At 59.0% G+C, this 25,388-nt stretch carries 20 protein-coding genes and 1 rRNA gene; 8 read left to right on the top strand and 13 right to left on the bottom strand.

Translation table 11 applies throughout. The features are described from left to right. Positions 1 to 12 precede the first annotated feature (12 nt). Positions 13 to 1,527 carry an alpha/beta hydrolase domain-containing protein gene (locus AC5RK6_RS00315; protein ID WP_274735199.1) on the bottom strand — a complete coding sequence of 505 codons (1,515 nt, stop codon included), beginning with the start codon at positions 1,525 to 1,527 and terminating at the stop codon, positions 13 to 15. A 119-nt stretch (positions 1,528 to 1,646) separates the two neighbouring features. Next, complete coding sequence (locus AC5RK6_RS00310) at positions 1,647 to 2,492, bottom strand: helix-turn-helix transcriptional regulator (RefSeq protein WP_274735198.1); 846 nt, start codon at positions 2,490 to 2,492, stop codon at positions 1,647 to 1,649. Between the two features lie 327 nt (positions 2,493 to 2,819). Here AC5RK6_RS00310 and AC5RK6_RS00305 point away from each other — a divergent pair, with 327 nt between their 5' ends. After that, the gene (locus tag AC5RK6_RS00305) at positions 2,820 to 4,178 is read left to right on the top strand and encodes an MFS transporter (RefSeq protein WP_274755771.1); all 1,359 of its coding nucleotides are present in this window, start codon (positions 2,820 to 2,822) and stop codon (positions 4,176 to 4,178) included. Positions 4,179 to 4,331: 153 nt separating this feature from the next. On the opposite strand, the gene AC5RK6_RS00300 is transcribed toward AC5RK6_RS00305, so the two are convergent. From AC5RK6_RS00300 to AC5RK6_RS00265, 8 genes are all read right to left on the bottom strand, one after another. Next, positions 4,332 to 4,538, bottom strand: coding sequence for a hypothetical protein (locus tag AC5RK6_RS00300; protein ID WP_274736154.1), 207 nt, complete (start codon positions 4,536 to 4,538; stop codon positions 4,332 to 4,334). A 440-nt stretch (positions 4,539 to 4,978) separates the two neighbouring features. Continuing rightward, on the bottom strand, positions 4,979 to 5,464 hold the full coding sequence (locus AC5RK6_RS00295) for a hypothetical protein (protein ID WP_274736153.1): 486 nt from the start codon (positions 5,462 to 5,464) through the stop codon (positions 4,979 to 4,981). After that, positions 5,454 to 5,912, bottom strand: coding sequence for a flavodoxin (locus AC5RK6_RS00290; protein ID WP_274733947.1), 459 nt, complete (start codon positions 5,910 to 5,912; stop codon positions 5,454 to 5,456). The genes AC5RK6_RS00295 and AC5RK6_RS00290 overlap by 11 nt, the downstream gene beginning before the upstream one ends. A gap of 44 nt (positions 5,913 to 5,956) precedes the next feature. Continuing rightward, positions 5,957 to 6,766 carry a DeoR/GlpR family DNA-binding transcription regulator gene (locus AC5RK6_RS00285; protein ID WP_274733945.1) on the bottom strand — a complete coding sequence of 270 codons (810 nt, stop codon included), beginning with the start codon at positions 6,764 to 6,766 and terminating at the stop codon, positions 5,957 to 5,959. A 299-nt stretch (positions 6,767 to 7,065) separates the two neighbouring features. After that, complete coding sequence (gene pdxA, locus AC5RK6_RS00280) at positions 7,066 to 8,160, bottom strand: 4-hydroxythreonine-4-phosphate dehydrogenase PdxA (RefSeq protein ID WP_274755772.1); 1,095 nt, start codon at positions 8,158 to 8,160, stop codon at positions 7,066 to 7,068. Beyond that, a complete protein-coding gene (locus tag AC5RK6_RS00275) occupies positions 8,157 to 9,545 on the bottom strand; it encodes a four-carbon acid sugar kinase family protein (protein WP_274755773.1) in 1,389 nt (462 codons plus the stop codon). The genes pdxA and AC5RK6_RS00275 overlap by 4 nt, the downstream gene beginning before the upstream one ends. 2 nt (positions 9,546 to 9,547) lie before the next feature. Continuing rightward, a complete protein-coding gene (locus AC5RK6_RS00270) occupies positions 9,548 to 10,891 on the bottom strand; it encodes an MFS transporter (protein WP_274736150.1) in 1,344 nt (447 codons plus the stop codon). Positions 10,892 to 11,237: 346 nt separating this feature from the next. Further along, positions 11,238 to 11,702 carry an NAD(P)-dependent oxidoreductase gene (locus AC5RK6_RS00265; protein ID WP_274733940.1) on the bottom strand — a complete coding sequence of 155 codons (465 nt, stop codon included), beginning with the start codon at positions 11,700 to 11,702 and terminating at the stop codon, positions 11,238 to 11,240. A 279-nt stretch (positions 11,703 to 11,981) separates the two neighbouring features. Here AC5RK6_RS00265 and AC5RK6_RS00260 point away from each other — a divergent pair, with 279 nt between their 5' ends. The 3 genes from AC5RK6_RS00260 (at position 11,982) to ppdK (ending at position 17,176) form a co-directional block, all read left to right on the top strand. Next, positions 11,982 to 12,674 carry a sugar O-acetyltransferase gene (locus tag AC5RK6_RS00260; RefSeq protein ID WP_274733939.1) on the top strand — a complete coding sequence of 231 codons (693 nt, stop codon included), beginning with the start codon at positions 11,982 to 11,984 and terminating at the stop codon, positions 12,672 to 12,674. A 32-nt stretch (positions 12,675 to 12,706) separates the two neighbouring features. After that, entirely contained in the window at positions 12,707 to 14,335 is a 1,629-nt protein-coding gene (locus tag AC5RK6_RS00255; protein WP_274733937.1) for a formate--tetrahydrofolate ligase, read from the top strand. Positions 14,336 to 14,440: 105 nt separating this feature from the next. Next, complete coding sequence (gene ppdK / locus AC5RK6_RS00250; RefSeq protein WP_274733936.1) at positions 14,441 to 17,176, top strand: pyruvate, phosphate dikinase; 2,736 nt, start codon at positions 14,441 to 14,443, stop codon at positions 17,174 to 17,176. Between the two features lie 147 nt (positions 17,177 to 17,323). On the opposite strand, the gene AC5RK6_RS00245 is transcribed toward ppdK, so the two are convergent. Further along, positions 17,324 to 17,695 (bottom strand): hypothetical protein, encoded by a 372-nt coding sequence (locus AC5RK6_RS00245; RefSeq protein WP_274733934.1) that lies wholly within the window; start codon positions 17,693 to 17,695, stop codon positions 17,324 to 17,326. 449 nt (positions 17,696 to 18,144) lie between these two features. Between AC5RK6_RS00245 and AC5RK6_RS00240 the strand changes: the two genes are divergently transcribed. Continuing rightward, a complete protein-coding gene (locus AC5RK6_RS00240; protein WP_274733932.1) occupies positions 18,145 to 19,188 on the top strand; it encodes a hypothetical protein in 1,044 nt (347 codons plus the stop codon). On the opposite strand, the gene AC5RK6_RS00235 is transcribed toward AC5RK6_RS00240, so the two are convergent. After that, positions 19,106 to 19,810, bottom strand: coding sequence for a hypothetical protein (locus AC5RK6_RS00235; protein ID WP_274733930.1), 705 nt, complete (start codon positions 19,808 to 19,810; stop codon positions 19,106 to 19,108). The two genes, AC5RK6_RS00240 and AC5RK6_RS00235, sit on opposite strands and share 83 nt — an antisense overlap. 868 nt (positions 19,811 to 20,678) lie before the next feature. Here AC5RK6_RS00235 and AC5RK6_RS00230 point away from each other — a divergent pair. Together AC5RK6_RS00230 and fucO are read left to right on the top strand one after the other, a co-directional pair. After that, positions 20,679 to 21,530, top strand: a complete 852-nt coding sequence (locus AC5RK6_RS00230) for an aldo/keto reductase (RefSeq protein ID WP_274733928.1) — start codon at positions 20,679 to 20,681, stop codon at positions 21,528 to 21,530. A 261-nt stretch (positions 21,531 to 21,791) separates the two neighbouring features. After that, a complete protein-coding gene (gene fucO / locus AC5RK6_RS00225) occupies positions 21,792 to 22,943 on the top strand; it encodes a lactaldehyde reductase (RefSeq protein WP_126135936.1) in 1,152 nt (383 codons plus the stop codon). A 154-nt stretch (positions 22,944 to 23,097) separates the two neighbouring features. Here the strand turns inward: fucO and AC5RK6_RS00220 are convergent, their stop codons facing one another. After that, positions 23,098 to 24,543, bottom strand: a complete 1,446-nt coding sequence (locus tag AC5RK6_RS00220; RefSeq protein ID WP_274736135.1) for an MFS transporter — start codon at positions 24,541 to 24,543, stop codon at positions 23,098 to 23,100. A gap of 628 nt (positions 24,544 to 25,171) precedes the next feature. On the opposite strand from AC5RK6_RS00220, the gene AC5RK6_RS00215 reads away from it, so the two are divergent. Next, positions 25,172 to 25,388: ribosomal RNA gene (locus AC5RK6_RS00215) — 16S ribosomal RNA — on the top strand; the annotation flags it as partial.

Below are 25,388 nucleotides of genomic sequence, written 5' to 3'. Positions count from 1 at the left end.
ACCCGGGCGCTGCTACCGACCTTGCGGTGAACTCAGGGGAGCCGGTGCGCCTTCCACCGCGCGCTCCCACAGCTCGCGTTCCACGGCGTGGAGCAAGCGGCGGCCCACAGGCTCAAGATAACCCGCCTTTTCCAGCGCGTCATCGACTTCATCGCAGGCGGCCCGGTAGCCCTCGAAAGAAGAAAAACGCTTGAGAATCGACTCGCGCGCATGCAAGGTCATGAGGCCGTACACGGGATTTTCGGGCGCTCCGGGGAGGAAATCCGCGATCGGATGAGCGAGGAGTCCCAATTCAATCCCACCCGAAAGCAGCCCGGCGCCATCTTTTACCCACTGCCCATTTTCGGCATCGAACCAGGTGGAAGGTGCAGCCGGTACCCCCTCCGCTGCCCACTTTTCTACCGCGGCCATGGACCCGGTAATAATCGGTTCAATGGGAAGCGCACTGAGGGATTCGAGGAACGCGGTATCCATCTGGCGTGGGCGCCGCTTCGCCTTGACCACTTCCGAATTTTGTGGGATAACACGCGAACGGGCATCCGAATGTGGTGAACGCTTCACATGCCAATGCCGGCGCAACGGTCCGTCCCCTAGGCGGAAAGATTCGGGACCAGCGCCGAAGAGGCTCACATCAGCCTCCGAGGAGGTGCTGATAATCGGAACATCAAGTTGGGCGGGCTCAACGAGGTAGGGGACAAAGGCTGCTTGTTTCTCCCCAGTCCCAGGTGCATCAAGATCTACGCCGCTCAGCATTTGCGGCGGGATCCCGGACTTGTGCTGGTTAATAGCTTTGACAAACACAGATCCGACCCCGGGAGCATAACCGTCATAGGTAGGTGCATCGTCGGCTAGCCGTAACAGATTGTGGAAGTAGGTGAGATATGTATTGGTATACACCGAGGATTGGGACTGGCCGATAAGGAAGACGCGCTCTAGGCTCACAGGGCTGTTCGAGGATCGTAGCCACGCGGACACCTGCGCGATCACATCCCAGGCCAGGCCCTCTTCGCACTCGTCAAGCTGCATAAAAGGATTCCATCCCGGCTCTGCGGCATCGATCTGGCGCGGTTTTCCGCCCCAGTTGAGCTGTCTGTAGCGCTCCGGATCAAAGGTGTGCAAGGCGGAGATCTGGATGGGTTTGGCCGTCACGGCAACATAGGTGTGCCGCTTGTCCATAAGGTAGTCCCAGGCCCGCCTCCAATCGTCTTCGATGTCGTATCCCTGCGAGGCATTCAAAATAGATACCCATGCGGTCGGTGAACTTTCCTTAGCTGGGCGCCGCACCAGTACGCGGGTACAGTATGGAATTCCCTCTTTTTCGACGATTATGCGGGTGTCTTCCTCCGGAGTGAAACCATAAACGTTTGCGGTACCGGAAAGGAAATACTCCTCCTCAACGTATCCGTACGAGGCTAAATCTAGTGGTTCGCGTGCGAACCGCATTGCAGAAAAGGGATAGCTCTCATTGTTGACTGCAATTGGGCCTGTGGCAGCGGGAACTGGTACTGACAATGTCGGTGCGTTCATCATTTCTCCCTCGAAATAATCTCCTGTGCGATTAAGTGCCAGCATAGAGTCCAAACGCTGAATTAGCTTGTCCCATTGGGGTGAAAACGCCTTCCAGTAGCTGTTAGGGACTAGTCTCTCTACGAGTTCGATAGCATTCCATAGCGTTCCGCTGTGTCAAGAAGCTCCACTACATTGTGTGCTCCGAGTTTTCGCATGAGGGTGCGGCGATGGCTGCGCACCGTATTGATAGATACATGCAGAGCGCAGGCTGCTTCGGAATTAGTAAGTCCCAATGCTACTTGCGTTAATACCTCCCTTTCGCGGGGCGTAAGCGCAGGTGCGTGTCTCGATTCGGTTCGTGGTGGCGTACTTTCAGGGGTCGAATTCTCAGGTGTGTCCGCAGTGAGCTGAGTGGGGGTGGTAAGAAGTACATCCCATACCTCCGCTAAACCGTCAGAATTGAGAATAGTTGCGTGAGGTGCGGTGCGCAGAAGTAACGCCGCAAGGGTGGAAAGCTGGGAAATGCGCAACCGATCTGTTGTCGAAAAAGCTCCGGCTCGCGAGTGGGATTCCAGCCAGATAGTTCCCTCTAATTCTTCCCCGATGATGCAGGGCTGAATAACCGCGGACGTGTGAGTGGCTGCGGAAGCCGAGTGGAATAGCGGTCGGGTTCGTTCGTAGGCAAGCGAAGAATCATCCGGGAAGGAATACAGGCGAGCTACCTCGGCCGGAGTACGGGCCCAGTACTGTTCGCGGCAGTCAAGAGTTCTTCCGAAGGGTGAATCAGCTTCCACCAGGAGAGTCGAATTATAATGGCGTAGACCGTATACACCCAGTACCGCAAAGATATTCTGGCGTGGCAAGAATACGTGGAAAGAAATGTAGTCTGAATTAGGTGCCACATCCGCAAGTAAGGCAACGAAATAGCGTGCGATGGCCCGCCGGTCATCAGCTGCGTGGAGCGCCTGAATTGCATCCGTCAAACGCTGTGAGAATTGTAGGTTTGTTCGCATTCCGCCCCGCCATTCGCTACACGGATTTTTGAGTATTACTTCCGGTAATTACGGACTAGTCTACTCGTCTGATGGTACGAAGAGAGAACGTGTAATTCACCCGCAGTGAGGCGGTTTTAATCACCATGCTCTTAGTACGCTAGCTGATGGACGTAAGGGAACGTCCACGATTTACCGCATAAAACGGATGCAATGCAGCTCCGTTGCGCGAAAGGATAACCAATGACGGACCCACACACGACACCAGGTGCTACGCCGGCATCGTCGCCAGAGAGTGGTCTTGCATCGAATGTAGCTATGAAGGTCTCGGGCGAGAAAGTGAACGTAGAAAAATCAGCCAAGAAAGCCGCAAAATCTGGTTTTTGGGGCGCTCTTGCCGAATACTATGACTTTGGCCTGTACGGAACCGCATCCGCGGTTATCTTCCCTACCGTTTTCTTCGGTGGTGGGGATAATCCGACCTTAGCGAATGTCGCTTCGCTTGCCTCGTTCGGTGTTGCGTATCTCGCTCGGCCTCTCGGAGCTATCGTGCTCGGTCACCTCGGTGATACCTGGGGGAGAAAGAAGACGCTCCTCCTCACTCTCGGGTTAATGGGATTTGCAACTCTCGTTATTGGATTCTTGCCGTCCTATGACTCGATTGGCCCTACTGCGGGCATTATTTTGATTGCTATGCGGCTTATTCAGGGATTCTCCGCGGGTGGCGAGCAAGCCGGATCGACAGCGATGACGTCCGAGCTGGCACCGCCAGAGAAACGTGGCCGTCTCGTTGCTTTCACCATGCACGGACTTCTTATCGGCCAGCTTCTTGGTATTGCCGCTTTTATTCCCGTGTCAGGGAATGAGTCCTTCCTTCTCGATTGGGGGTGGCGGATCCCTTACTTCATTGCTATTCCGCTGGTGCTCTACGCGTTGTGGGTGCGGACGAAGGCAGATGAACCGCGCGATGTTTACGAGGCACTCGCCCGCCAACAGGGTAAAACCACGCAGCACTCGGTGGAAAAGACTTCCGGAAAAAATAAGGGGAGCCTCGGCGACCTCTTCAAGAATCACTGGCGGCAAGTCATTCGCGTTATGGCGATGGGCCAGTTCGCAATCACCGGCGTTTTGCTCACGAATTACATGCTCAACTACGGCACCACTTACTGGGGTTGGGAGCGCTCGACCTTGCTGACTCTGGCCACCGTGTCGATGGTTATTGGTGTTCCGGTTCAGCCACTGTGGGCAGCGCTCTCGGATAAGATCGGCCGCCGGCCGGTGTACCTTATTTCGATGTTCAGCCTCGTGGCACTGTTCCCGGTTATCTTCTGGGCAATTCAGATCAAGAGCGTGCCGCTGCTGGTTATTTTGCTCTTCATTATCGGGCTGGTATCCACCGGCGGAAACGTTGTTCAGGCGCCGATGTATAGCGAGATGTTCCCGACTCGCCTGCGAATGACAGGCTATGCCGTCTCCACGCAGCTGGGCAATATCATCGTGGGCTTCACCCCGATGATCGCGGCCATTATCGTGCGGCCGGGTAGCTTCGGTTGGTGGCCGGTACTAACCTTCACCACCATTATGATGGGCCTTGGCATTCTGGCGTGCCTATCCACGCCAGAAACCATGGGCAAGGTTATTACCGACGACCTTGAACAGGAAGTAGCGGGAGCATAAATTAACGCGATGTTACGGAACAGGCACCGCCGCGCTGGGTGAAACCGGGACGGCGGTGCCTTCTTCTCGTTTATGATCCGCATTGTGGCAGCATAAGGTTTCCGTGCCGCGCCACATTAAGAACGACGATGCCGCGCCTGCCGTCCCGCACACCTAGCGGTTCTTGGCGTATTCTTCGTGTGCCGCATACCCGGCCAGGAGCGCGCTTTCGGGAATCATCTTGAGAACCGGGCCCATGAGGAAGTCGGCTTTGCTGTCTCTCGTTTTACCTGAGCCGGCTGGCGATAAATCACATTCCACTGTGGAATCTTCGGATTCTTCGGCTTCCGCGGTCGGTTGAGCTGCAACTACCTTACACATCTTCTTGCGAAGTTTGGTGTCAACAGTGAACGAATCTTCGTATACCTCGGTCAGTCGGGTATCTTTCCCTCCGGCGGAGAAGCTGAGTATTGCAGTGTCATCTTTCTCGAAGATAACCGTCTACGAAAACCCTTCGGGGTCAGGTACCCCAAGCTGAGACACCGTGACAGTGCCGGTACATTTTGCTATCTGTTCTGGCAAGGCTTGCCCTTGCGAGGAGCAGGAACTCAATGCCGGGGCAATGCCGATACTCACGAGTGCGGCACCGCTGCGTGTGAAAGTGGAGAAGCTAACCATAGGATTCTCTTTTCTCTATCTTGAGAAGCTGGGGTGGCATGGGCGTGCGAGAAGTTGGCGCACTCTAGGTAAATCACCGCTATCCAATGTGGAGCCTAGCTGATTGAAGATTCTCTCGTGAAGAGAATGATGAAGCGGTTCCTCTAGCGGTTCTCGGCGTACTGCTCATATGCCTCATTCGCGGCCCACAGGCGTTCTTGGGTGACCATGAGCATGACCGGCTCCATGAACACAGTTGCTTCCTCATCGTTGGTGTGCCCGGAGCCAGCCGGCCCCAGATCCCAGCTGACGGTCGCCCCGCCCGGCAGGGGTTCTGCTTCTTTCGTCATCGCAGCCCGCATGCACATCTCTCGCCGCGGTTGCGCATCGACCGGGAAAGATTCCCGATACACCTCGGTCAGGCCCGTGCCACCTCCAGGAACGTTATACGTCAAGGTGGCGGTGTCGCCCTCCGCAAACTCAACCGTCCAGGAAACCCCGTAGGGCCCGGGGAGGTTGAGCTGGGAGAGTGTAACGGTTCCGGTGCATGCCGCCAGTTCATCCGGGGAAGGTTGACCCAGCGAACAGGCGGCAAGAGTGCCGAGCGTACCGCTCAGTGCAATAACTGCGCTCGGGACTCTAGCGCGCATCGGCCCAGGCGCGGATTTCTTCGTCGCTGAGGCCGTCGTGGAAACGCAGTCCGTTCGTCCACGCGATCTGCGGGAAAGCGGAGCGTAGATAGTCCTCGGCTTCGTCCATCGGTGAGCTTCCGGAGGTGCAGAAGGGGTGTACCCGTGCGTTTCCTAGCTCATGCGAGCTCACGAAGCTATCCACGACTTTCGGCGGGATACCCCACCAGATCGGAAAACCGAGGAATACTTCCGTGGCACCTCCCAGCTCGACAGGTTCCGCAAGGCCGGGAGCTGCGATTTTACCGTGCTGTTCCAGATTTGCCCGGCTGTCCTCGACCCGCCAATCCAAATCCTCATTCGTGTAGGGCTGCGCAGCGGCTATCCGTACCGCTTCGCCGCCGACGATACCCTGCAAGCGTTCTGCTGCTTTTTCAGTAGTACCAGTCTCGGAAAAATAAATGATCATCGTTCCTCCTGCCATTCGCCGTTGTGACATGAGCCATTTAAAATCTACACCTTGGCGAGCAGAATTTCCTCAGCACCCGAGCGCTGCAAGCGGCGCAGCATCTCGGCATCTGCGTCGGTATCAGTAATTAGCGTCCAGCGTTTAGGAAAAGGTGACCAGTATGGATAAGGGCGATTATGCAGTTTCGCCGCGTCTGCCATTACGTAGACCTGGGAAGCATGTGCCATCATCTGGGTTTTGAGCCGCGCCTGCTCGTAGCTGAGAGAGCCGATGCCGCGTTCCGGGGAGATCTGTACCGCGCCCATAAAGGCATAATTGCCGTGCATAGATTCGAGCATTTTTTCTGCATCGACGCCGGTAATTGAGTCGTGTGCAATATCGAGGGTTCCACCGAGCACCACTACCGTCACTTTATCCTGGAGTGCCAGGGCGTTAATCGGGCGAATCCCGTTGGTAATCACGGTGATGCGGCGCGTGTTATCGAGGGCAAAGGAAAGCTGCTCGGCGGTGGTTCCCGCATCTAGGATCACGAGGGAATCATCAGCGATAAGAGCCGCGGCCCGCTTCGCAATTGCTTTTTTACGGGCCAAATTCGTGGGGGTAATCCCGCCCAGGTGAAGAAATTCCGGGTGAGCAGAGACCGCACCGCCGTAAGTACGGGATAGCTCCCCACTGGTTTCTAGTTCACTCAAATCCCGACGGATGGTCGCGAGGGAAACACCGAAATGCCGGGCGAGTTCTTCATTGCGCAGCGGTGCATCTCCCCCGGCTAGCAGTTCTAAAATCCGGGCGCGGCGCTTGACTACTTTGCGGTTCTGTGCGCGGCGGGCGCGCGGTTCTTCCGTTGCGGTCATCGGTGTTCTCTCACCTCGTGGCTAGCTGCATGACTCTCAGATTATGTTGGGTTTAGCGGATTTCTGTGTCCTATAAATCTGAGTGATATCGCTCATCTTAGCCCGCGGTGACACTGACGTTAAGGACGCATGGCCCGGAATATTCGCGGGTCTGCTCACGCAAATGCGGCGTCGCGCCCATACGGACCAGAGAGGGCCGCGTCCCACCTGAGTGGAAACGCGGTCCTCTCGAATTGTGCGTGGCTATCATTCACCGCGCGACCGGTACTAGCCACGTAGTGGAATCAGCACGCACCGTTTTAGGCCCGCGCGGCCCGGCGCGCTTCGCCGTCGAGTTTACGCAACGCAAATTCCGCGCATACCCGGGTAGCTTCCACCATAGAACCGGTGTTGGCGATGCCCTTGCCGGCGATATCGTAAGCTGTGCCGTGATCCACGGAGGAACGCATAAACGGCAGCCCGAGGGTCAGGGTGATGGCTTTCTCGAAGTCGAGGGTCTTGCAGGCAATATGGCCCTGATCGTGGTAGAGAGAAAGGATGGCGTCGTGGCGCCCGTCCAGCGAGAAAGCGAAAATCGAGTCGCCAGGGAAAGGGCCGCGGGCACGAATGCCCTCGGCGCGGGCGGCAGCCACTGCCGGCTCTAACTCCTCAATTTCCTCACGGCCAAACATCCCATTGTCGCCGTTATGCGGGTTGAGCCCCGCCACCGCGATGGAAGGATTATCGAAACCGATGCGCTCGAATTCCTCGTGGATATTCCGCAGGAAATCAAGCACGTGCTCTTTGGTTACGAAATTCACCGCATCACGTAGAGACACGTGCCGCGATAGGAAAAACACCCGCAGCTTATGCACGTGGAACATCGTGAGCGCGTACTTGGAGTGGGTGAGATTCTGGAAAATCTCAGTCTGCCCCGGGTATCGCACCCCGGCTTCCATCATCCCTTCCTTATGGGTCGGGGCGGTAGACACCGCGTGCAGTCTCCCCTGGTTCCCCAGCTCAATCGCCTTTTCCAAATAGGAATAAGCCTGTAGCTGGGCTTCGCGTTGAATCTTTCCGAACTTGATATCGGCATCAGAATGCACTCCGGTATCGAGGAGGTCCACGATACCGAACTCAAACTTCGCTTCTTCCGGCTCAGAGATCTCGTTGATCACCAGTTTCTTACCGGCCATCTTCGCGGCGCGTTCCAAAGCCTTGCGATTACCAATCACGAAGGGACGAGCGCATTCGTATACGCTGGGATCGCAGACGGTTCCCACCACAATTTCCGGGCCAACGCCGGCCGGATCCCCTAGGGTAATTGCGGTAACGGGCCGGCGATCCTTGCGGGCCTGGTCGGCCAGAGTGCGCGCGTGCTCGCTGGGCTCAACGGTGTGTGCTGCGGATGTCATGAAACGGTCCTTTCATCAAAGAGTCGGTTGACGATACGAAGTGCGGTGTGTTCAGTTCCGGTGAGTCCGCCTTTACCCACCATGGGAAGGCCATTGAAGGGACCTCCCACAATTCTGCCCTGATCTGATTGCGGAATCACATAATCTTCCAGTGCGATACCGCTTGCCTCGATAGCGTGGCAGGTATTGACAAGCGTGTCGCCTCCTGTGGCATACACGCCTGCTAGCTGATTACCGAGCATGTCCATGACATCGCGGGCAACTTCGCCCAGGTGTTGCGCCAGATTGCGCGAGCCTTGGCCGGCTGGCAAGTTCTTCGCCACTTCAATCCGGTTGATATCGACGACGGTACCGCTCAGCGTGGTATCGAGGGTAATAATGATAACCCGCACCTGTCCGGGTTCCCCATTGCCTGCTGCGGCGTCGTCGAGAATCCTTCGTGCCTGTGCCACAGCCTCTGCCCGCGCCTGGGCGTATTCGTGCCCACCTCCAATAAAAGGATCATGGGGGAGAGTGATGGTATGCGTGCCGGGCACCTCCTGCATGTATTCCAGCTGCTGGCGAGTAGTCGCGGTTGCGGATCCCGCCACGATCACCACCGTGCCGTGATCATTTTCCTGAGATTTGGTGCGTAGTGGCGCTTTGGGCCTTTTCTCTTCGGTTCGGATCCCTTGGGCCACAGCGTATTCCGTGGTAAATAACCCCGGATCCACGCAGAGAACCTTCCAGCCGAGCTGGCTGACCACCGCGGCAATATCAGCAACATCTTCGCTCGATACTGAATCGCAGAGGATATTACGTACGCCACGATCATAGGATTTTTGCATGGCGGCGCGGATAGCGTCGCGCCCTTCCACCACGGTATTCATGCAGATAAGGTCGACGGCATCACGTAGTTGCCCGGCCAATAACTTGGGAAGGTACGACTCCTTGACTGGGCTGAGAATATCGTTGGCCACGCCGGTGCGAGCTAGAAGCAGCGAATCGATAAGTGAATATCCGGCCACCACAATGCGCTTCGAGGGGGGCATGGCCGGCACGATAATAGCCATGTAATCCTCGCCCAGCACATCACGCATGGCGTCAATTTCGTAACCGATACCGCCACGCATCGTAGTATCAGTGCGCTTAGAGAATATCGTTGCCCCGCGTGCCACCAGATCGCGGGTTGCATTACGTACCCGGGAGGCAGCTTCCTCAGGTGGGAGCCTGCGGGAATCGGTGGAAACAAGCAATGCGTCAACGTCGTCGTAACTTAAGTTCGACGTGTCGCTGAGGCTGACAATATTCTTGACCCCGCGTGCCGCCAGTAGTGCTCCCGTGGTGGTAGCGCCCGTGAGGTCGTCGGCCACCACGCCGGAGAGAATTTTCCTTTCGGCACTCATAATTAAGCTTCTTCCTTTCCAACACTCGCCGCCTGCGGCTTCGGCTCACGCAGCGTCAGCAGAATAACGAAGGCGAGCAGCAGAACGACGACGAAGTAAGAGAAGGCCACGTTATAGCTACCGGTAGCATCAAGCAGCATACCCACGATAAGCGGAGCAAAGAATCCGCCCAGGTTGCCACCGGAGTTAATAATCGAAATTGCGAAGGGGTAGGTTTTTTCGGTGGAATGGTTCATCGCGTAGGCGGTGAACATCGGCCAGCCCAGATTGAGACAGAAACCTGTAAGGATAAGTGCGAGTGCCACCACGTACATGTTATTGGGAACCATGAGGACCACGGCGAACATAATCGCTGTGAACAGAGCGGTCAGCAGCATAGTTGGCTTGCGTCGGCCCGCGAAGATACGGTCAGAAACCCAACCTCCGGTGAGGGCGCCAATAATACCGCCCAGCGCCGGGCAGGCAGCTACCCAGCCCATGGCGAAGACATCATAACCGCGCGCATCCACCAGGTAGGTGGGAATCCAAGTCAGCATGCCATAAAGCACGTTGTTCATGAAGAAGTACGCGAGGGTGTCACCCCAGATATCCCAGGAGCGCATAACATCGCCGTTGGTCTCCAGACGCTTGACCTTCCGGTAACGGATCAGCTTATCGACCTTGGGCATCCACGATGCTTCCTTGCGGTTGGTCTGGGTGATCACTTCTTCGGAGGCAATGTGGGCGAGCTCGGCCTTGTTGACGTGGGAAGACTGGCGGGGATAAGAACGCACAAAAATATGCCAAACGATGGCCATAATCGCACCCGGAATTGCGAAGACCCAGAACACATGCTGCCAGCCCATATTGTGGGCGAGGACCACCACGATAGGCGGAACCAGCATCGGTGCCAACTGGGTGGAAGCGATATAGATACCGGTGGCAGTGCCTTTCTCCCGTTTCGGGAACCAGTTATTAATAGTGGAGGTCATTCCTACCGGAGTGGGGCCTTCGGTCAGACCCAGAAGCAGACGCAGCACGATCAGGCCGATGGCCGTGGTGGTAAAGCCCATGAGGAAGGTAACGAGGGAGAAACATAGCACCGCGAACGTCACCATATTACGGGTCCCGAATTTGCCCATGATGAGACCGGCTGGGATCTGTGAAATCGCGTAACCGAGGAAGAACATAGAAGCGATGAGACCCTGCTGGGAATTGGTCATGTGGAAGTCTTCTTTGATGAAGGGCAGCAGGGTGCCGATATTAGAACGATCGGCCATACAAATAACGTAAGTGACGAAAATAATCGCCATGACTACCCAGCGATATCGAGTGGGCCGCTGGGCCATCTGCGGGGACGTAATCATGAAAAACTCCTGGAACACCGCGCGGGGTGCCGCGATCGCTTCCTTGCATCGCGAGTGGTACGGGCCTGCCGAACACGCTACCGAGAGTGTCGTGCCCCTGGTCGGGGCGGGCGTGGCACTCACAGATATTCGGAGGGCGCGCCTCCGCGCTCACCTATCGGAACATATATTTCGTTCGAAATATACGGATAGATTAGCTGAGGTGAGCGAACCACGCAATAGAATGTGCATAATATGCTCGAAACGTGCAAAAAGGGCCGCTCCCGGATTCCCAGGCGCGGCCCTTATTCGTGTTTGCGGAGATGTGCTCTCTGCGGTGCGTTCCTCGCTCCGATTTCTCTACGCTCTATTTCTCACCCACCACGAGATGCTTGCGGATATGGGCAGTCAGCGGGCCGCGCTCGAGTTCGTCAATCACGCCCGCAGCCAGATCTGCGGAAGTAATCTCCGGGGAGATGTACGTCCACTTGGCGATGTGGGCACCCTCCAAAGCCGCCGGGACTTTCGCATCTCCGCTATCGAGCGCGATGAGCCGGGTCGGCAGCCCGGAAACCAACTCAATGAGGTGGTGTGCGGCGCGCTCGGGGAAGTCCTCCCCGGCATCTGCGCTGGGTGTGAAGGCATCTACCATGGCATCGAAGCCGGCAATATCCCCGCGTTCAATATCGAAAACATCGCGGCGTAGCGAGACCGGGGCCTCCGTTTCGTTTTCCGAGCGCGTCACGGCGATAACTTCGTGCCCGCGCGAAACTGCTTCCTGAGTGAGGAGCTTTCCGGCCGCGCCATTAGCTCCAATAATTGCAATGCGCATGATTCATCCTTTCTGATGTGGGGGCCGGCTGAGCGGCCCGCTGCTGGTGAGGTCTTATCAAGGCTGCTGCGGTGACGGGGCGCCTTGCCGCGTGGCGGAGTATTTCTCCAAGCGGTTCGGAGCCCGCCGCGTTGCGAGATGGCAGCATGCCAGCTGGGCCACGATGTCCAGCCGGCCACCGCCGGGGTAGAAAACCTGGGAAACGCACCACCGCATCCCTTCCGAAGGGCGAACAAGAGTTCACCATAGATGGTAGCCCAGATATGCCAGAATGAACCTATGACCGAATCGAATCAGCCCGTTCCGGAATCGTCGCCCGCGCCCGTCCAGCGCACCGCGCCGCAGCCCTCGCCCACCTGGGAGCGCATGGTCGCCGGGAAAATGTATATCGCCGACGATCCTTACCTAGCCCACGTCCGCCGCGAGGGCCTCACTGTCCAGCACGAGCTGAATGCCACCAACCCTTCCGATAACGAAACGATCCGCACCATCGCCGCCCGTTTCTTCGGTTCTTTCGACCCCAGCGCCACCGTGGTTCCGCCCGTCCACTGCGATTACGGCGCCAATGTTCACATCGGCCCGGAGGTCTTTATCAACTCCGGTGCGATTCTCCTCGACGTCGCCCCCATTACCCTGGGCCGCCGTGTCCTCATCGGCCCGCGCGTCACTATCACCACCGCCCGGCACCCGGTTCCTCCGCGCGTTCGCGCCGAAACCGACCTGGAATTCGGCACCGCCATCACCATTGGAGATAACGTGTGGATCGGTGCCTCCGCCACCATCGGCCCGGGCGTGACCATCGGTGAAAATTCGATTGTGGGCGCCGGCGCCGTCGTTATGCGTGATGTCCCCGCCAACTGCATTGTGGTTGGGGTTCCGGCCCGCGTGCTGCGTTATTTTAACGACGACGACGAATCCCGCGGCCAAGCGCTCCGCGCCGCCTATGAAGAAGAGATGGGTCCGCTTGCCTAGGGGATCGGGCAGAGCGGTATAAACTACAGCGTATGTCTATTGATCTTCCCCTTGTTGATACGGCGCTGGCGGCCGGGGTGCCCGCCGATGCCGTTATCCCCTTCGGTCGGGACCGGGCGAAGATCGATTACCGCTGGGTTGAAAAGGTCGGTGCGCAGCCCGGCCGCCTCGTGCTCGTGACTGCCATGTCACCCACCCCTGCCGGGGAGGGGAAAACCACCACCTCCATTGGCCTGGCGGATGGCCTGCGCTACCTGGGTAAACGCGCGGTTCTGGCGCTGCGTGAACCTTCGCTCGGCCCGGTTTTCGGGCTCAAAGGCGGGGCGATCGGCGGGGGCCGAGCCACCCTCACTCCGGCCGCCTCCATTAACCTGCACTTCAACGGGGATTTCGCTGCGATTGCTGCCGCCCATAACCTCCTAGCCGCTATGGCGGATAACGCGGTCTATTTCGACACCCACGATATTGACCCGGCTACGGTCAGCGTGCGCCGCGTTATCGATATGAATGACCGGGCCCTGCGGGCTATCCTCCTCAGCCCCAGCGGGCGCCTCGATAGCGCCGGCCCGGGCGCGGGCACCCGTTCCAATCCCGGTGCGCACGCCACCCGCGCCACCGGCTTCGATATTGTTCCCGCCAGTGAAGTTATGGCAGCTTTCTGCTTGGCATCCTCTTTTGCGGATCTGCGCGAGCGCCTCAACGCCATGGAAGTGGCCCGCACCCGGGCTGGCGTACCCGTCACCGCGGCGGATCTGGGTGCCACCGGTGCCATGCTTGCCCTTCTGACCGAAGCGTTCTGCCCGAACCTTGTTGCCACCCGGGAAGGCACCCCCGCGCTCGTGCATGGCGGGCCCTTCGCCAATATTGCGCACGGTTGCAATTCTGTGATGGCCACCCGCGCCGCGCTCGCGATGGGGGAGATCGCGGTAACGGAAGCCGGCTTCGGGGCTGATCTGGGGGCCGAAAAATTTATTGACATTATGTGCCGTACCTCCGGGCTGCGCCCCGACGCGGCCGTTTTTGTGGTCACCTTGCGCGCCCTGCGCTACCACGGGGGTATCGCCAATGCCGCCCGGCATATTCATAATTTGCAGGCGGTGTGGGGGCAGTCCGTCGTCGTCGCCCTTAATCGTTTTGATACGGATACCGAAGCAGATATCGAAAAAGTGCGTACGCAATTCGAAGAATTGGGTGTGCCGGTGGCCGTCTCTGAGCATTTCGCGCGCGGCGGGGAAGGCGCGGCGCCCCTGGCCGAAGCGGTTCTGGCCGCGCTCGAAACGCCGTCCCGCACCCGTTTCACGTACTCGGATAGCGCGAGCCTCAGCGAGAAAATCACGGCGGTGGTGCGGCGCGTCTACGGGGGAGCGAGCGTCACCTTCGCGCAAGAAGCGCGTGAGCAGCTACGTGAGCTGGAAGAACGCGGCTACGGCAGCTATCCCGTCTGCATCGCGAAAACTCCGGCCTCCTTCACCACCGACCCGAAACGCCTGGGCGCTCCCAGCGATTTTGACGTGCCGGTACGCGATGTACATCTCTCCGCGGGGGGCCGTTTCGTTGTGGTCATGGCGGGGAGCGTCATGCTCATGCCGGGCCTGCCCAAAGAACCATCCGCGCTGGCCATTGACGTGGACGCCGCCGGAAACGTGCGCGGCATTCACTAAAAATTCCTCTCGATCACGCCGCCCCGAAGTGTTACCCTGGACACGTGAGCGGCGAAGGGGCCGCTCCGCGCACTTATGCGCGTGTGAACCCTCACGGAGGACGATATGACCAAGTTCGTATACGCATTTACCGAGGGCAACAAGGACATGAAGGACCTTCTCGGCGGCAAGGGAGCCAACCTGGCGGAGATGGTCCACATGGATTTGCCTGTCCCACCCGGTTTCACCATCACCACCGAAGCCTGCCGCTACTACCTGAGTAACGGGCAGGAACCCGAGGAACTCGAAGCGGAGGTGACGCGCCACCTGGAAGCCGTGGAAGAGCAGATGGGCAAGAAACTTGGCGATCCGGAGGATCCGCTGCTGCTCTCGGTGCGTTCAGGCGCGAAGTTCTCCATGCCGGGGATGATGGAAACCGTGCTCAATATTGGCCTCAATGACCAGTCCGTCAAGGGCCTCGCGGCGCAATCCGGCAACGAACGTTTCGCCTGGGATTCTTACCGGCGCCTCATCCAAATGTTCGCCCGCACCGTACTCGATATTGATGGAGATCTTTTCTCCGACGCCCTGCACGCCCTGCAAAAGGCGAAAGGCTACAGTGGCGATCTTGATATGACGACGGCGGACCTGCAAGAGCTGGTCGAACAATTCAAGGGAATCGTGCGGCGCGCCAGCGGGTATCCCTTCCCGCAGAACCCGCGCCGGCAAATGAACCTCGCGATCACCGCGGTATTCCGTTCTTGGAACACCGAGCGTGCTCGGATCTACCGCCGGCGCGAACATATCCCGGATGACCTGGGCACCGCCGTCAATATTTGCACGATGGTGTTCGGCAATATGGGGGAGAAATCCGGCACCGGGGTGGCGTTCACCCGCGATCCTTCCACCGGACACTCCGGGGTATACGGTGATTACCTTGTCAATGCCCAGGGGGAGGACGTGGTGGCCGGCATCCGCAACACCCTTTCCCTCAAGGACCTCGAGCAGCTGGATCCGGCTTCCTACACCGAGCTCATGGACATCATGAAGCGCCTGGAAAACCACTACCGGGACCTGTGCGATATTGAGTTCACCATCCAGGAAGGCAAACTGTGGATGCTACAAACCCGCGTGGGTAAGCGCACCGCCGCCGCGGCCTTCCGAGTGGCTACCCAGCTGGTAGATGAGGGCCTTATTAGCGCGGAAGAAGCGATCACCCGTACGACCGGTGAACAGCTCACCTCGCTACTCTTCCCGCAATTCCAGCGCGATGCCCAGCGCACCCTCATCACGAAGGCCATGGCGGCCTCCCCGGGCGCGGCCGTGGGTGAAGTGGTCTTTAGTAACGAGCAGGCCCAGGCGCGCGCCGCCGAAGGTGCCAAGGTGATCCTGGTGCGCCGCGAAACCAACCCGGATGACCTGCCCGGCATGGTGGTGGCCGCCGGCGTGCTCACCGCGCGCGGCGGGAAAACCTCACATGCTGCGGTGGTGGCCCGCGGGATGGGCCGTACCTGCGTGGTGGGCGCGGAGGATCTCCTCGTGGAAGAAAAGGCCGGCACGGTCTTCATCAAGTCCACCGGGCAAACACTGCGCGCCGGGGATGTTATTTCCATTGACGGCACCACCGGGGAAGTGTTCTTCGGGGCTGTCCCGGTGGAAGATTCCCCGGTCATGATCTACGTATCCCAGGGCCTGGAGGCCGCGCTGGAGGCCGCCGGTGATGATAAGGACACCTGCGAATTGGTGCGTTCCGTGGATCGCATCCTCACCCAGGCGGATAAGTCTGCGCGCATGCACGTGCGGGCCAATGCGGATAATCCGGAAGACGCCGCGCGCGCTCGCGAATTCGGGGCGCAGGGCGTGGGCCTATGCCGCACCGAGCATATGTTCCTGGGTGAGCGGCGCGAGCTTATCGAGCACGTTATCCTCGCGGCTACCCCGGAATTGCAGGCCGCCGCGCTCGGGGCGCTTATGCCGCTGCAACGCGGGGACTTCGAGGGTATTTTCGAGGCGATGGACGGACTGCCGGTGGTGGTGCGCCTCATTGACCCGCCGCTGCACGAATTCCTCCCGGATATGACCAAGCTGGCGGTTGAGGTCGCCACGATGGAGGCGCGCGGCCAGCAGGTTCCCGAACACACCCGCACGCTACTGCGGGCGGCAACTGAACGCCACGAAGACAACCCCATGCTGGGCCTGCGCGGGGTGCGTCTGTCCATCCAGATCCCCGGCTTCGTGGATCTGCAGGTGCGGGCGGTGGCCGAGGCGGCGGTGGCCTGCCGCAAGCGCGGGTTGGATCCGCATCCGGAAATCATGATCCCGCTGATTGGCTCGGAGAAGGAATTCCGCCTGGTGGCGGACCGGGCCCGCAAGATCATTGCCGAGGCGGAACGCGAATCTGGCTACGACCTCGATATCGCGATCGGCAATATGATCGAGCTGCCGCGCGCGGCCATTATCGCGGAGAAGATCGCCGAGGATTCCGAATTCTTCTCCTTCGGCACCAATGATTTGACCCAGACCACGTGGGGCTTCTCGCGGGACGACGTCGAACACGAATTCATCCCGACCTATATGGCGGAAGGAATCTTCGACACCTCGCCTTTCGAGACCATCGACCGCGAAGGTGTGGGCGAGCTGGTGCGCATGGGTACCGAGCGCGGGCGGAAGGGTAATCCGAATCTCACCGTGGGTATCTGCGGTGAGCACGGCGGGGATCCCGCTTCGGTGCACTTCTTCGATTCCGTCGGTTTGGATTACGTGTCCTGCTCGCCGTTCCGGGTACCGGTGGCACGCCTGGAAGCCGGGCGCGCGGCCGTCATGGCCAAAGGGCATGAGTCCGGAGCCGGGGCGACGGCGTAGCAGCGGAACCGTAAGCTAGCTGCGCAAACGCTAGCTAAACGCGGCTCGCGCTGCACGGTGGCCGGGCGGGAACGGAGCTCTGCACGGAGCTGGTTCCCGCCCGGCCGCTTGGCGTGCGGGTAGAAGAAGGTGCAGTTAATGCGGAACTTAGGCTGTTTGCAGAATCTTGGAAATGCGTCCGGGTGAAAGCTCCATAATCTCTGCAACTTCACGGACGGTCATCCCTGAAGATCGCAAGCTGGTAGCGGCTTCTCGCGTAGCTTGCGATGCCCGTGACTGAAGTTCGTGAGCTTGCCGGGATAGTTTTTTAGCCTGAGCAATAGTTTCGGCGGTGGAGCCAACATCTATGACTAAATCGAACCCGTGGTTTTCAACATTAAGAAGATTGAGCGCATCCGCGACAATCTCGCTAATTTCATTGAGCCTGCGGGCTTGAGAATGGTAAATTTCACCGTTTACGGTAAGTTCGAGCCCCCACCACCCGTGGTCGCGAAAGGCTCTCACATGCGTTTTGCTCATAGTCCTAGTCCTTTCCTGAATTTACGGATTGTGCCCTTTGCGGTTTCCTCTGGAATGTCGCGGTGCCGCCCCACGATGTCGCTTACATCGCCGATGGTAACGCGTGTGTGTCGAGTTCCTTCGGTGGTTATAAGCGTGTGGCCGCTCTGTTTCGCGATTTTCTTGAGCTCGTTCAAGAGGTGGGCCCGTTTCATAGCAGGTAGTTTACCCCTGTAAACATAACGTGTCTACGGGGGTAAACGGAGTAGCTTTTCTCTTCGGCTCTTACCGTAGTTGTGACACATGGCAAGTTTGCTGCTCTTGGTTTAGTTCGCAAGGTGTACGTGGGCTTCTTCCACGCGGGCGTCGTCGTGCAATAAAGCGCGGTGCAGTCAATTCTCAGGTATCTCGCCTAGGATAGGCTTGAGTTGGCAGGTTCGTGCGGCAAACAGTATCGGAGATGGTATCTCGTGGGCGTTTTCTCATTACGTGGCGGGCAATTTCATCGCGCGGCGCCTCCTGCCGATCTGCCGGAAGAAACCCGTACCGCGGTTGCGGAAGCACTGCGCGCCCAGATTTCTGATTTCCTGGATTTCCCGGCCTTCCAGGTAGCGTGGACGCGCCCGGAAGGGGAGCGCGGCACCGCTTCATTGGTTGCCTTGGATGCCACCGGGAACATTATTAGCGTGGATATTATTGATGTTCTCGACGGCGCAGCGCTCCTCGCGGCCCTCGCCCGTTCCGCGCAGCACGCCACTCTGGACCGCCGCGAAATTACCCGGCTTTTCCCGGGCGGGCCCCACGATTTTTCCTCCGCCTGGCAGGAGTTCACCGCGGTCAATCCGCCCATCCCGGAACCGGCCCCGCGCCTGAGCATTTTTGCTTTCGCCATCGAGCCGGATACCTATGATGCCGTGCGCGCTCTGGCCGGAGCCGGAGTGCAGGTCTGGCAGGTGACCATCCTGGAGCGGGCCACCGGGATTTTGCTTTCTGTGGATGAAATTCGCCTCCAGCGCGCTACCGCGCTCGGGCCCGCTGTCGGGGTGCCGCTTCTGGATGTGGCGCCGGAAGCGGAGGCGAGCGAAGCGGCTGAAGCGGAGGCAACCGAAAAGACCGCCGCGGTTGAAGTAACCGAGGAGCTTGAGGCGAAACCCGAACCTGCGGTAAAGGTAACCGAAACACCGGCAGCTGCCGAGCGGCCGCGGCGCCGGGGGAGCCGCGCTGCCCAGCCGGGTACCGAGAGCACGGCACGCAGCCGCAATATTTGGCAGGAAATCCGCGGCCGCCGGGCTGCGCATACCTTCGCTGCGACCGCTACATCCGGGAGGAGCTCAGCGCACCGTGCCTCCCACAGCTCAACGGCAAGCCCCGCGCATACGGCCGCAGAAGGCTCCGCGCACACAGCTGCAGAAAGCCCCGCGCACCGCGCCGCTAATCCCGCCCTTCACGAGGGCTCTCAGCGGAGTGATTATCAGGCTGCTCCGCGGCGTCGGGCTCGGCGCGCGGCGGAATAAAGTTAACGCGGTGCGGCCGGAATTCGAAGCCACCCGGCTTTACCGTGATAATCGGACTGGTGTCCTCTGGTAAGCCAAGCTGCTTGCGGCGCTCCGCCGCCCTGAGCCGAGCTTTCTCCTGCCGCTCTATGCGCAGTTCTATAGCTATGTCCTCAAGCGCTTTCTTGGCTGCCAGCGTGGCTTCTTTTTCCTCCGCTATGGTCACGCCTGTTTTCCATTGCCGTATCCCGATCACCTCAATGATCGCGACCGCGGTAGCCACGCCACCACAGATGAGTGCTTGGCGAGAGTCCAGCGTCAGCACCAGCGTGACAAGAAAATAGACCCCTGCGAAGAATGCAATCCGGCTCAGCGGGGCAATCCATCCTCCCGGGCTCGGGTGGTGCCAGCGACGTTGATGCCAGCGGTCGATGTGCGTTGAAAGGAATTCAACAGCCACGGTGCTGAGCACAACAATGAGCAGCAGCGCGAAAAAGTTCACCTGATGAGGGAGGAACAACCGGCTCAGCGCCAGCGTAATCACAATACCTATTGCGGTCAGCGTGCCCGCGATGAGATGCCCGCTCCATGACTGGCGGAAAGGCACTGGTGTCCAATCCGGATCCGGAGATACGCGAACCATAGTTATCCCTTCAATCGAGGCATGTACAAAGTGTACGTGGTTGGTCGGGGTCAAGCAGTTGTGAAAAGTCAGGGACTGTAACATATGTGAATGTGATGGTCGTGGCTTCATGTTGATCATCGCCAAGACAGGTGGTCGGTCACTAACATCGCCAGGCGTGTTCGTAAGATGAAACGACACCCCAAGCACGGGCTTAGCGATGCCGACCCAGGCACCGTGCCTCCCGCCACTTGCCTCGCCGCCCGGCGCGCTGGCGGGGAGGGTGTGTTTTTCCGGGATGTACTTCGCATGTACGACAAGCGCAGTACAGTTATGAAAACAGATCCCCCTCCCTAGGGGCCGGTGTGACTATTGAAGTTCGTGAGGCCTATGAGGATCCCGTGAGGAGGCCGCCGCGTATGCCCGAAATCAAAATGCAACCGCAGCTACATTAAGAAATTGTTTTGATGTCGTGGGGTTGCTTTTTGTGGGACCCACTGTCGTGGGGTTACATTCTGAAGAGCTGCCCGTCGAGATGTTGCTTTTTGTGGGGCGCACTGTCGTGGGGTTGCTTTTTGTGGGGGCCTCCTGCCGGGAGGGCGCATCCTGGGGGCTCCGCTGTTGATGCGTCGCTTTTTATGGGTATCACCGCTCACATCGTCCACGCTTGTCCACGCGAGCGAGTGATTGCGATGGGGCTGACAGCTTTTCGCGGTTTCAATATTCCTGACGCACTTTTTGCAGTCCAGTTGCAGTCCAGGCGATCTCGGCGCACTGAAAGGCCTGGCGCGGGCACGGCATCCGTGGCACCCTGGAATGGAAAGCGCCCGCGGTCTGGACTTGCGGCGGCGGGCTCGGGGAAGCAAGCAGGAAACGAAAAGGAAACCCCATGCGAAACATCACCTTGGCCAATGGCGATACCGTGTCAGCCCTCGGGCTGGGCACCTGGTTCCTCGGTGATGACCGAGCGTGCCGGCAGGAAGAAATTGCGGCCTTGCGCTGCGGAATCGAGGGCGGCGCCCGGCTCATCGACACCGCGGAAATGTACGGCAGCGGGCGCTCCGAAGAGCTCGTGGGCGAAGCAATCACACCTTTCCCGCGCGAATCGCTCTACCTCATCACCAAAGTGCTCCCCTCCAACGCATCCCGGCGGCGCATGGAAGGCGCGCTGGATGCCAGCCTGGCGCGGCTGGGAACCGAGTACGTGGATATGTACCTCTATCACTGGCGCGGTGGCACCCCGCTGGCCGAAACCGTGGCGGAGCTGGAGCGCCTGCGCGAGAACGGGAAAATCCGCAGCTGGGGCGTCTCCAATTTCGACGTCGAAGATATGGAGGAGCTGGCCGCGCTGCCCGGCGGCGCGAATTGCCAGGCTAATGAGGTGCTCTACCACCTCGGCTCGCGCGGAATTGAAGTGGAATTGCGCGGCCTCATGGAGCGGCTCGGCGTGGCGCTCATCGCCTACTGCCCGCTCGCCCAAGCCGGGACTTTGCGCAACGGCCTGGTCACCAATCCGGTGGTCACCGAGGTAGCCCGCGACCTGGGCGTGAGTCCCTTCCAGGTGCTACTGGCCTGGGTGCTAGCGCAGAGCCCGACCATCGCGATTCCGCGCACCGGGAAGCTCGCCCATATGCGGGAAAACCTGGAGGCCGCGCGGATCGAGTTGAGCGTCGAGCAGCTGGCGCGCCTAGATGGCGCCTTCCCGGCTCCGCACCGCCGGGTTCCGCTCGATGTGGAATAGGTTTCGCAAGGTAGGTACGACGGCGCCGCGGCGCGCCCGCGCGCCGCGGGGACGCGGCGTCGTCGTGCTTCCTACGCACATTACCGTAGCTTCTCAGTTACCCCGCGCCGTAACCAATCTGGCGGGAAAATGTCGCCGCGCCTCCGGGCGCTCTCTCCTTGTCGGGCCTTACGTCATAAGGCGGGGGTCAAAAAAATGGAACAATGTTCCATGTCAGGAAAGTGGCGCAGTTGCTACGAATATTCGACATAAGGAGTTGTCATGGTTAATCGCATGATCCTCAACCAAACCTCGTACTTCGGGCGCGGTGCGCTCGACCAGCTGGTCCCCGAGCTGCATCGGCGCGGCTTCAAGAAAGTCCTCATCATCACCGACAAGGGTGTGCGCCAGGCCGGGACCGTGGACCTAGTCACGAAACGTTTGGATGAGGCCGATTTTGCTTACGAGATTTTCGACGACGTCGTTCCGAACCCGCCCGTCGAAAACGTGAAGGCCGGCGTGCAGGCGCTCAAGGATTCCGGTGCAGATGTGCTCATCGGCCTGGGTGGCGGTTCCCCGCAGGACACCGCGAAGGCCATCGGCATTATCGGTGCGAACCCCGAATTCGCTGACGTTCTCTCCCTCGAGGGCGTGGCGGATACCAAGAACCCCTCCGTGCCGATTATTGGCATTCCCACCACCGCCGGTACCGCTTCGGAAACCACCATTAACTACGTGATTACCGATACGGAGAAGCACCGCAAGTTTGTGTGCGTGGACGAACACGATATTCCCGTCCTCGCCATCGTGGATCCGGACCTCATGGACGGCATGCCCCGTTCCCTCAAGGTAGCGACCGGGCTCGACGCTCTGACCCACGCCATCGAGGGCTACATCACCCCGGGCGCCTGGGAGCTTTCGGATGCGGTCCACCTCAAGGCTATCCAGATGATCGCGAAGAACCTGCGCAAGGCTGCCGATGGCGATACCGACGCCGTTGAGCAGATGGGTTACGCCTCCTACATCGCGGGCATGGGCTACTCCAATGTGGGCCTGGGCCTGGTGCACGGCATGGCGCACCCGCTCGGTGGGCGTTACGACGCGCCGCACGGCGTGGCCAACGGTATCCTGCTGCCGGCTGTCATGAAGTTCAACGCCGAGTACACCGGTGAAAAGTACCGCGATATTGCGCATGCCTTCGGCATGAAGGATTCGTACGACGTCGCGCTAGAAGAAGCGCGTACCTACGCGGTGGACGCGGTCAAGCAGCTGGTTGAGGACCTGGGTAATCCCACCACGATCTCCGCGGTGGGCGTGGACGAATCCGGCCTCGACGCCCTGGCCGAGGATGCCTTCAACGACGTGTGCACCCCGGGCAACCCCCGCAAGGCCACCAAGGAAGAAATCCGCGCGCTCTACGCCTCCCTCCTCTAAAAGCTGAGGTGCTCGCTGTCTGGCGTATTACCCGCAGCCGAGCATGAGTGCACGAAATTGGCGGCCGGCACCTGATTGTTCAGATGCCGGCCGCTTTTGTAGTGGGCCCGCGGCGCGCGGGGTGTACAGCTGCCAGGTAGCTGCGTCGTCGTTATTAATCTGTGCGCATCTTCAAGACGCACGCGCACAGTAGAGCGATCCCGGCGATGCCGGCGGAAAGAGCCAGTGCCCCGCGGTAGCCATCCCACGTTCCGACGAGGGGCGCCACCAGGCCAATACCTAGGCTTGCGCCCACGCCAAAAGCTGCGCCGTTGAGACCGGGGAGCGAGCCGGGTGCTTCGGGTGGGGCCAGGATGACGCCGAGCCCGTTGACAGTTGTGAGGATCATGCCGTTATAGGTGATTCCAAGAATCGCAATGAGGGTGAAAACAACCCATTGGTGATCGAGGAAGAACCAGATCCCGCCAATTGTGCATAGCGAAATAAGGAGTCCGGTGCGCAGAACGGTGAGCCAGCCGATTTTTCCCGCCAGCCACCCGGAAAGTGGGGCAGCGGCCAGTCCGATAAGCGCGGGCGGTGTGAGATAGAGGAGTGCAGCGCGGCCAGCCTCTAGCCCGTAGCCCGCGTCGGGATTCTGGGCGAAAAGCGCGACCGTGAAATTAATGACCGCGAAAACTGATGCGAGAGATAGAAGTGTTGTAGCAATAAGCGGCCAACAGTGGCGTGATGCCAGCTGGCGCAGGGCGAAAAGCGGCGAGGGAACCCGACGCTCAACCATGCAAAAAGCGCTGAAAAATAGCGCGGCCACACCGAAAAGTGGGAGGGTAGCCGTGGTGAACCACCCGCGGGTGCCGCCAACATTGACGTAGTAGGTGAGGAAAATAAGGCTGAGGGAGAGGAGTCCGCCGCCCCACCAATCCATTTTTCCGCTGGCGGCAGGCCGCTCCTGCGTCGTGAGTAGTCGAACTGTCAGGAAAATTGCCACTGAGGTGAGACCCGCAATAACGAAGAAAATAGCCTGGAAACCGAAGTGGTCGGTGAGGATCCCGCCAAACCATCCGTCTAGGCCGCCCACGCCGCCGTTAGCGGCGCTAATAATACCGAGCATGGTGCCTAGAATCGCGGGAGAGACCGATTCGCTCAGGATCATATATGCGAGTTGGAAGACCGCACCGGAAACACCTTGAAGGACACGTCCGGTCACGAAAATAGGGAAGTTCGGGGCGAGTGCACATACCAGTGTTCCCACCAGCAAGATCGCAAGAACCGCGAGTAGCATGCGGGCGCGGCCAAGGAAATCGCTCCAGCGGGTAAGAAGAATCCCGGCGACCGCCCCGGCGAGGAAGAAGAGGCTTGAAACCAGAGCAAGCGTTCCCTCGCTCACCGCAAAACTTCGCCCGATATCCGGGAGCGCTGGGGTGACCATCGTGGTGTTGAGCTGGTAGGACAGCACGGTAATCACCAGGGTGACAAGGAGCCCGAACTGTCCGCCGCGAGGAAGTCCAGTACTACTGTGTGGGAACCTGGCATCGTGGGAGCATAGCTTCGCGTCGTTTTGTATGTGCGTGCTTGTCACGGCAGGTTCTTTATGTTCACTCACTTCTCTATTATCGACGACGCCGTGGCTTCCTGCGTGCTCGCCCGGTGTGAAGCGGCGCGTAAGAGTGGCTGGGTGGTGTCGGGTTAGTGGGGTGTGGTGGGTGTCTCGTTGGTNTGGTTTGNGTNTNGNGNGNTGGGCTTGTAAGCTTGTTATCCGTCGCCGAGGCCCGGGAAACCGGTAAGCGGTGACAGGATCCCTTGAGAGTGGCGTGGTTCACTGGGGCTGGGTTTGGTTTCCTGGCTGGGTGGTGCTAAGCTAACGGGGTTGCTCTTTTTGAGTGTGATTGTTTCTCTTGCGTGTGATTGCCGTGGTTTTTTTCGGGTGGTTGTGCGTGGGGTGTGGGCGTGGTGTTTGGATGCTTAATAGTGTGTCTGACTATTTATTTTTTACGTGATATTTTTTGTTCACATGACTAGCATGTCGCGCTAGTGCTGGCTGAGGGCTTTTTTGTTTTTGGTTGGTGGGTGTGGTGTTGGTTGTGTGGGTGTGTGCGAGGACAGTTAGCACTCTAATGATAATGACTGGATGTATTCGTGTTTACGGGTATGTGTTTGGTTTGTTTGTTGGTGGTGTGTTGTTCTTGTTTTTATTTTGTTTTATTTGAGCTAGTTGTTTTGGCTCTCTGTTTTTTGTGGAGAGTTTGATCCTGGCTCAGGACGAACGCTGGCGGCGTGCTTAACACATGCAAGTCGAACGATGAAGCCTGTAACTTGTTGTGGGTGGATTAGTGGCGAACGGGTGAGTAATACGTGAGTAACCTGCCCTCCTTTTTGGGATAAGCCTTGGAAACGGGGTCTAATACCGGATATTCTGGCATGCTCGCATGGGTGTGTTGGGAAAGCTTT

The sequence above is a fragment of the Actinotignum sp. usb-actsch-213 genome (assembly GCF_059085665.1).
The sequence above is the reverse complement of the archived record's forward strand: the minus strand, read 5'-3'. Positions and strand labels throughout refer to the sequence as shown.